This is a genomic window from Mesorhizobium sp. WSM4814 (assembly GCF_055811595.1).
Genome location: NZ_JBVVQT010000039.1, coordinates 19,526 through 27,404, shown reverse-complemented (window position 1 = coordinate 27,404; position 7,879 = coordinate 19,526). Strand labels below are relative to the sequence as shown.

Genomic DNA, 7,879 nt, shown 5'->3' with positions numbered 1-7,879 from the left:
CCTTCAACGGCGGCATGATGGGAGCCATGGTCATGCAGGAGATGGGCGGCAGCATGGGCGACAGGCCAGTCGGGAGCCGCCTGCCTGAGCGGATTACCGGCATAGGCTAGGTCGACCAGGCGGTATTCGAGGCCCTCGTGGAAGCGGTCGATCACGGAAACCCGGCTTCCGGCGTCAGCCGTCATGTCGAGGATGAGGTCGGCGCGCATCGCGGGCCCCAGCACGACCAGCCCGCCTTCCGGCGCATGCGGCTCCACTGGCTGCCCGTCCAGCGCAATGATAGCAGGCTGATGGTTCCCGAAGTCGAGGCCGAAAATGCGGGCGTTGGCGGCGTTGATCAGCCGCAGCCGGATGCGTTCTCCCTTTCGCACCTGAAAGACATCCGGCACGCGGCCATTGATCGTGACCGTGTTTCCGACCCGGCCGTTGTGCATCATGTCATGGCGGTTGCCGAAGTCTTCCCGCATCTCGGCGGTTTTGGTCAGCCGCCAGTCGGACAGCACCCATGTGACTTCGCGGTCGACCCGGATGGGATCGGCTTCCTCCACGATCAGCGGGCCGTAGAGGCCTCTGCCGACCTGCTCGAAACTGCGATGGTGCGGATGGTACCAGAAGGTGCCTGCGTCGACGGCATCGAACTCGTAGGCAAAGGTCTCGCCGGGCGAGATCGGCGCCTGCGTGAGGTGCGGCACGCCGTCCATCGCGTTCGGGACCCGCAAACCGTGCCAGTGCACCGTCGTCTCTTCGTTGAGTTTGTTCTCGACCGCCACCCGCAGGCGTTCTCCCTGGCGGATGCGAATTTCCGGACCGGGCAGGCTGCCGTCATAGCACCAGATGGGGGTATCGCCATGCGGCTCTGGCGCGATCTGGGCGCGTCCCGGTCCGGCGCGGATCCGGAACTCGCGAAGGCCTGCGGCGTCGGATCGCGGTGGAAGCACCACGCCCGCCGAAACGGCGGCGGCCGATGCGAGGAAGGTTCGACGCGTCAGCGCCGGCACACGTGGATAGGGCATTGGATCAACCATTCCGGAATAGGCTTTTTTTGACGCGCGGACGTAGCCGGGCGCGTCGACGGGTCGGTCGCGAGCGGATGCCGCGGCCGCGTCAGCTCAGGAAGGTGGTTCGGGGAGGATAGGGCTCAGGCGGACCGGTGCGGCCGTCGGACGGTTCTCCGGGAGGCAAGGATACGATACCGGCGAAATGCGGCAGCTCGGCCGCGGCAGGCGTGCAGATCGCGACAAGCGAGGTAACGCAGAACTGGTCGCATGCCGACGTCTGGCCGTCATCGCCGGGACAGTCCTGGCAGTCGGGCATGTCGCCGTCCATCTCAGCCATCGACATCTTCAGGGACATGTCCGTCAAAGCCGCGGCATGCGCCGCCGTGCCCGTGGCGAAGGCCGCGAGGAAGACGACTGCGAGGATGCGAACCAGCTTGCTCATTAGAGTGGACAGTAGTGCTACCTATGCAATGTGTCCATATTCGGTGGCCACCGCCGAACGTGCTGCCTATCCGGGCGACCAGCGGATCATCGCGTTGGCCAACTTCATGGCGCCGGAGTCAGCGGGGATGCGTAAGGCGATTAATGGGCGGTAGTCGGCTTCGACGCCTAAACCACTGCGTGTACGGAACGATGACGGCCCGCGGCAGCCGCTCGCCGCTATTCATGCCGACTTGACGATCGACAATGTGCGTTTGTAGGTGGCCGGTTTGGTGCGGAAATTCGCGGCGGGAGCAGGGCGGCCGACGTGAAAGCCCTGGATCTTATCGATGTCGAATTCGCGGATAAGGGCCAGCTGCTCGTCGGTTTCCACCCCCTCGATCAGGATTTTATGGCCGCGATTTCGCACCAGGGCAATAATGTCCTGCAGCATCGCCTTGCCCCTTGGGGTGCCGCAGTCATGCAGGAACGAGCGGTCGATCTTCACCGTATCGAAATCGATGAGGCGAAGCCATGAGAGGCCCGCGAAGCCCGTCCCGAAGTCGTCAAGCCATACCCTGACCCCCAGCAGCTTCAGGTCGCTGATGCAGCGCAGAATGTCGGAGTGCATCTCCATCTCCAGCCCTTCGGTGATTTCGAGGGCCAGCCTGCTGCCGGCGACGCCGGTCTCGCTCAAAATCGTCGCAACCGAAGCTGCGAAGCCGGGCGTCTTGAGCTGAATTGGAGAGACGTTGACGCTGACGACACGGACGTGATCGTCCGCCAGGAGTTCAGTGCACACTGTCCTTATGGCCCAGCGCCCGAGTTCCAGGACCGCGCCGGTTCGTTCCGCAACAGGAATGAACAGACTCGGCGGAACCGATGTGCCGTCCAGCATTTTGAGGCGCATCAGAGCCTCGACGGCTTCAACCCGGCCAGACGCCACATTCTGGATCGGCTGATAGACGAGTGAAACGAGATCCTGGCCGATCGCGATCTTCAGCAAAGCCGCAATATTCTCGCTCTCGTCGCTGCTCTGGGGATCGTTTGGATCGAACAGCCAGGTACAATTGCGACCGCCTGCTTTTGCCAGATAGAGCGCACGATCGGCCTCGTGGATGATCTTCTCCAGCTTGGCGCCGGTCTGCGGCCTGGTGAAGGCAGCACCAACGCTCACCGTCACCACCGAGGTGCCGTCCCTGCGCTGCTGGTGGGGAAGCGCGAGGTTCTCCACCGTGCTTCGAATGGCTTCCGCGAGACCTGCAACCTGTTCCTTTTTCTCCATGCGAGCCAGGACGATGAATTCTTCCCCGCCGTAGCGGCCGATTGAGCCATTGTGGTGCTTGATCATTTCGGCAAGGGCATTGGCGACAAGTATCAGGCAGCGGTCGCCTTCCTGATGTCCGTAGTAGTCGTTGAACCTTTTGAAGAAGTCCACGTCGATGAGTATCGCCACAAAACCGCTGCCATGCCTTTGCCAGTCGCTCCAGTAGTCGCGCAGCTTCTCGTCAATCGCCCGCCGGTTCTCCAGACCCGTAAGCGGATCGGTTCTCGACAGACTCAACAGCGCCTGTCCGCGCTCGGTGGCTTCCTTGTGCTGGATTTTGGCTTCGAGGGCGTTGAGGAAGACGTTGTAACGTTCCTCGTTCAGCTTCCAGTTTACGTAAGATGTAAATGTGAAGCATGATATGTAGAAAGTTCCAAATACCATCTTGTATGCTAATGCGGAAGGCACAAAGTAGTTTACAATATACAGTATTATTAGAATTATACTTGAAGTCACGATAGACAGGCTGAATTTAAACGTAAAAAATAGATTTGCGCTCATCATAAAGATGGTGCCGAAGACCATGTAATAAGAGACGCTTTCCTTGTCCGCGCCCATAACCGCTGGGGACAACCAACCAACATAGCCAAAGATGATGGCAGCGGCGCAAGTCACGTCAATCCATTCCGTGGCGACCCCCCGGCGAAGTTGTGCTTCCAGGGTTAACAGCGCCGTCACTCCGACCGCGAAGCGGGCCGTGATCGTATAGAGTGCGACATCCGGTATCAGCAGCAGATCCGTTGCCGAAAACAGCAGGTAGATGGTAACGGCGATCCAAAGCCCCGGCCTGGCGTCCATTCTTCGCTTCGCCTGGCCTTCCTCTCGGTAGAGTTTGCGGAGCTCGTCGGACCGCGGCTCGTAGCGCCGCTCAAGCGGTTCCGCATGGGCCATATCGGCCAATGCGGATGACGCATATTCGTTCGTCACCCTAAGCCCCATTTGAACCGGGCTTTGCATGCCGAACTCATTTCTAGCTTCTGCCCCCACGCCGGCCGACTCCTCAGGCGCGACAGCGAATTGCGGCGCCTCGCAAGCAATATGCAGTCGCGCATATAGGTTTGCGTTAACTCGTATCGGGAATCTGACCCGCAAGGCGTCCAAAAAATCAGCATGGTTGGCGGGAATTTAACGACACCGCTAAAATGCCGGAGATGTGTCTTGGCAAAGATAAAATTTTAGGCAATATCTAACTATATCTAGTTAAATGTAATTATGGAGTTCTGCGGTGGCAACCATCCTCGATGGCAAAAGTCTGATTACTGCCGAGATGATCGCCGCCAGTCTCCCTCGAAGAAAGCTCGAGCCTCATAGCGAAGCGTTCGAAACCGCCCGCGTCGAGCTTGCACTCATTCTCCACATCACGCACCAGCAGATCGAGCAGCAGAAGGACCCCGCGGAGGTCATTCGCCGTCTGATGTCGCATCTCGAAGCAATGCGTATCAAGGTTCATCCGGACGTTTGGCAAGCATTGATACCGGTGGTGCGGAACCACCCGGTCCTGGAGTACTTTCTTGAAGATCCGCTCACGCGGTGGTCCCACGACAAGCCCAGAGGTTATTCCGGCGACGCACAGTTGCTCGACTACATCTATTGTGATCCGCACGTGGCGGAGAGCGTGGCAAACGCCTCGGAGGTCGGCAAGGCGCTCTACAGGCATACCAAGGATGTGCCGTCGTGCGTCGCGGCGCGCGAACGACGCGATCTTTTGACCCGATATGTCGATGAGATTGCGACCAGGAATGGGCCTCAAACCGAGGTCCTGGCGATTGCGGCCGGCCATTTAAGGGAGGCCAATCGCTCGGCCGCCTTACAGGAGGGCCGTCTCAAGCGCTGGGTTGCGCTCGATCAGGATCCTCAGAGCGTTGGATTGATCACGCGCGACTTTCAGGGCACTGCGGTAGAGGCCATCGACGGCTCGGTGCGAACCATGCTCACGAGAGGCCACAAGCTTGGCAAGTTCGATTTCATCTATGCCTCCGGCCTTTACGACTACCTTGCGCACAACGTCGCCGTGAAGCTCACGAAAACCTGCCTGCAGATGTTGAAGCCGAACGGGACATTCCTCTTCGCGAACTACGCCGAGGGCAACCCTGACGCCGGCTACCGGGAGACGTTCATGAACTGGGTGTTGCTGCTGCGGTCGGAGGCCGATATGTGGAACATCATCAATGCCAGCGTCGACCGAAACACCGTCGAGGCGCAGGTGTTCTTTGGCGAGAACCGCAACGTCCTCTACGGCGTCATCGAAAAGCGCGGATAACGACCGCCTTGGGCTGCAAGCTTGTCGGCGGTTGGCGGCAGCCAGTCCGATTGCGTTTAATCTTCGAACGCCGCCCTTAACGTCTCGAATGGCGCCAGCGCGCCGCGCACCTGGACGACGGCGGCGGCGACGCGATGCGCGCGCAGCACCGCCTCGGTCGGGACATGGCCGGCAAGCCGGGCGGCGAGATAGGCGCCATTGAAGGAGTCGCCGGCGCCAGTGGTGTCGACCGGGGCGGCGACATGCACGGCCGGAACGGGTTGCAGGGTCCCGCTTGCGGCGATCAGCGCCGGCTCCTCGCCGTTCTTGACGACGACTTCGCTGACCAGCTTTCGCAGCCGTTCCGCGGTTTTCTGCGGCGCTGCGTCGCCGAACAGCATCTGCTCGTCGGGAAAGGTCGGCAGCGCGATGTCGGTGACTGCCAGCGCATCGAGGATCGCGGTCTGTGCATCCTCGCGCCGGCGCCACAGCCGCGGCCGATAATTGGGATCGAAGGCGACAAGCGAGCCGGCGGCGCGCGCCTTGGCCACCGCCGCCAAAAGTGTCTTGCGCGCGGCGTCGTCCAGGATTGCCAAAGTGATTCCAGAAAAGTAAACAAGCGCCTGATTTTCAAGGCTTTTCGCCAAAGCGACCGCGTCGGAGGCAAGCTGCCTCGCGGCGGCGTCGCCGCGCCAGTAGGTGAAGGAGCGTTCGGCGCCGGTCAGCGTGATTGCATAAAGGCCGGGGCGGGCGCCTGGTATAATCGGGCTGGCGCCGATGCCGATGCCGTTTTGCGCGAAGAAATCGATCTGGTCGCGCGAGAACGGGTCGTCGCCGAAGGCCGACACATAGGTCGCCGGCCGGTCACCGCTCAGCGCATGCAGCGCCCACAGCATATTGAATGTGTCGCCGGCAAAGCCCATGCGCCAGTTCGGCCCGGCCTGGCCTGAAAGCTCGAGCATGCATTCACCGATCGAGGCGACGCCGTTTCCTGCCATGTATCTCTCTCCCGGTGCATGTCGCCCACAGCTTGCGCAGCGGTTTTGGGATAACGACATGCACAAAACCAAAGACCGGTGCTGTAGCTTTTTGCGGGCGCCAGCGCCATGCTTGGCGGCAGCGGATTTTTCCGCCGGCGGCGTTTTCTCAGCTGCGCGGCGGGACGCGATCCGCTCAGTGAGACGTTATTTCTGGAAGAGGAACCGGTTTGGCATCGTTATGGCGCTACGTTCTGGCAGGTCTTGGCCTGGCTGCCTTGCTGGCCGGCATTCTCACCGCCGTCTATGTGACCGCGCCGCAAGCGCCTCGGCTTGCCGGTTCCGAGATGGCCGGCTCCGAGATTGCCCGTTCGAAAGAGACGGCGAACGGCCTGTTCGTAGCCAGTTTCGAGCCGGAGCGGGGCGTTGTCCGTCAAGGCGAGCTGCAATCCTGGCTGCTGACCCTGAAGACAAATGCGGGCACCCCGGTGGAGGGCGCTGCGATCTCGATATCCGGCGGCATGCCGCAGCACAGGCACGGTCTGCCGACCAGCCCGCATGCGACCGATTATCTGGGCGACGGCCGCTATCGCATCGGCGGGGTGAAATTCACAATGAGCGGATTGTGGCAACTGCATTTCGCCATTTCCGCGGCGGCCGGATCCGACACGGTGGTCTTCAATGTGCTGCTCTGAGCGCTGGAGCAAGATGAACCGCTTTTCGCGATTTTTCGCGCTGCTGGCGATGGCAGTGCTTGCCGGCTGCGGCAAGCCTGAGTTTTCCGATGCCGAAAAGAAGACCATCGCCTCGCTGGCGCTGTCAGCCCTGCCGCCGCTGAAAACCGACACCACCAACCGCTTCGCCGACGTGCCGGCCGCCGCCGCGCTCGGCGCGACGCTGTTTTTCGATGCCGGGATGAGCGGCGACGGCAAGGTTTCCTGCTCGACCTGCCACAAGATCGACCGGCAGTTCCAGGACGATCTGCCGCGAGCGGTCGGTGTCGGCCGCACCAACCGGCGCACCATGCCGCTGGCCGGCGTTGCGCATGACGCATGGTTCTTCTGGGACGGGCGGCGCGACAGTCTCTGGGCGCAGGCGCTGGCGCCGCTGGAAAATCCGCTGGAGCAGGCCGGCAACCGCGCCGCCTACGCGCATTACATCAAGGCGCGATTCGGCGAGCGCTACGAGCACATCTTCGGGCCGCTGCCCGACCTTTCAAATGTGCCGGCCAATGCCAGTCCGCTCGGCAGCGATGCCGAGAAGGCTGCCTGGAATGCCATGTCCGGTGCGCAAGCCGAGGACGTCAACCGCGTCTTCGCCAATATCGGCAAGGCGATCGCCGCCTTCGAGCGATCGATCGCGCCACCGCAGACGCGCTTCGACCGGTTCGCTGCCGCTTTGGATACCGGTATACAGGCACTGCCAGGCGACGATGCCTTGTCGCCCGAAGAAATCCTCGGGCTAAAGCTGTTCATCGGCAAGGCCAATTGCGTGACCTGCCATAACGGGCCGCGTTTTACGGACGGCGGTTTTCACAACACCGGCGTGCCGTCGGTGGCGAACCTGCCGCCGGATCGCGGCCGCATAGATGCGGCACGCCAAGTCGAGGCCGATCCGTTCAACTGTTTCGGCGTGTTTCGCGATGGCGGCGCCAGCGCCTGCGGCGAGCTGCGCTTCATGGTCAAGGCCGGGCCGGAACTCGTGCGCGCCTACAAGACGCCGTCGCTGCGCGGCGCCGCCACCCGTGCGCCCTACATGCATGCCGGGCAGTTTTCCTCGCTCGAGGAGGTTGTGGCGCATTATTCGAAGGCGCCTGCCAGCGTCGAGGGTGTATCCGAGATCCACCCGCTGCAGCTTTCGGACCGCGAGCGCGCGGCGCTGGTGGCGTTCTTGAAGACGCTGGCGGAGTGAAGGGACT

The 7,879-nt window shown here is 61.8% G+C and carries 7 protein-coding genes; 3 read left to right on the top strand and 4 right to left on the bottom strand.

What is annotated here, in order from left to right:
* The 3 genes from AC0L2V_RS30925 to AC0L2V_RS30915 form a co-directional block, all read right to left on the bottom strand.
* The coding region (locus AC0L2V_RS30925; protein WP_473522045.1) for a multicopper oxidase family protein at window positions 1–1,013 on the bottom strand (1,013 nt) is incomplete at its 3' end.
* 91 nt (window positions 1,014–1,104) lie between these two features.
* Window positions 1,105–1,440, bottom strand: a complete 336-nt coding sequence (locus tag AC0L2V_RS30920; protein WP_473511501.1) for a hypothetical protein — start codon at window positions 1,438–1,440, stop codon at window positions 1,105–1,107.
* A 222-nt stretch (window positions 1,441–1,662) separates the two neighbouring features.
* The gene (locus tag AC0L2V_RS30915) at window positions 1,663–3,636 is read right to left on the bottom strand and encodes a putative bifunctional diguanylate cyclase/phosphodiesterase (RefSeq protein ID WP_473511664.1); all 1,974 of its coding nucleotides are present in this window, start codon (window positions 3,634–3,636) and stop codon (window positions 1,663–1,665) included.
* A gap of 334 nt (window positions 3,637–3,970) precedes the next feature.
* Here AC0L2V_RS30915 and AC0L2V_RS30910 point away from each other — a divergent pair, with 334 nt between their 5' ends.
* A complete protein-coding gene (locus tag AC0L2V_RS30910) occupies window positions 3,971–5,005 on the top strand; it encodes a class I SAM-dependent methyltransferase (protein ID WP_473494561.1) in 1,035 nt (344 codons plus the stop codon).
* 56 nt (window positions 5,006–5,061) lie between these two features.
* On the opposite strand, the gene AC0L2V_RS30905 is transcribed toward AC0L2V_RS30910, so the two are convergent.
* The gene (locus AC0L2V_RS30905) at window positions 5,062–5,982 is read right to left on the bottom strand and encodes a sugar kinase (protein WP_473511499.1); all 921 of its coding nucleotides are present in this window, start codon (window positions 5,980–5,982) and stop codon (window positions 5,062–5,064) included.
* A gap of 209 nt (window positions 5,983–6,191) precedes the next feature.
* On the opposite strand from AC0L2V_RS30905, the gene AC0L2V_RS30900 reads away from it, so the two are divergent.
* Window positions 6,192–6,656 carry a FixH family protein gene (locus AC0L2V_RS30900; protein WP_473511498.1) on the top strand — a complete coding sequence of 155 codons (465 nt, stop codon included), beginning with the start codon at window positions 6,192–6,194 and terminating at the stop codon, window positions 6,654–6,656.
* Between the two features lie 13 nt (window positions 6,657–6,669).
* Window positions 6,670–7,872, top strand: a complete 1,203-nt coding sequence (locus AC0L2V_RS30895; protein WP_473511497.1) for a cytochrome-c peroxidase — start codon at window positions 6,670–6,672, stop codon at window positions 7,870–7,872.
* Window positions 7,873–7,879 lie beyond the last annotated feature (7 nt).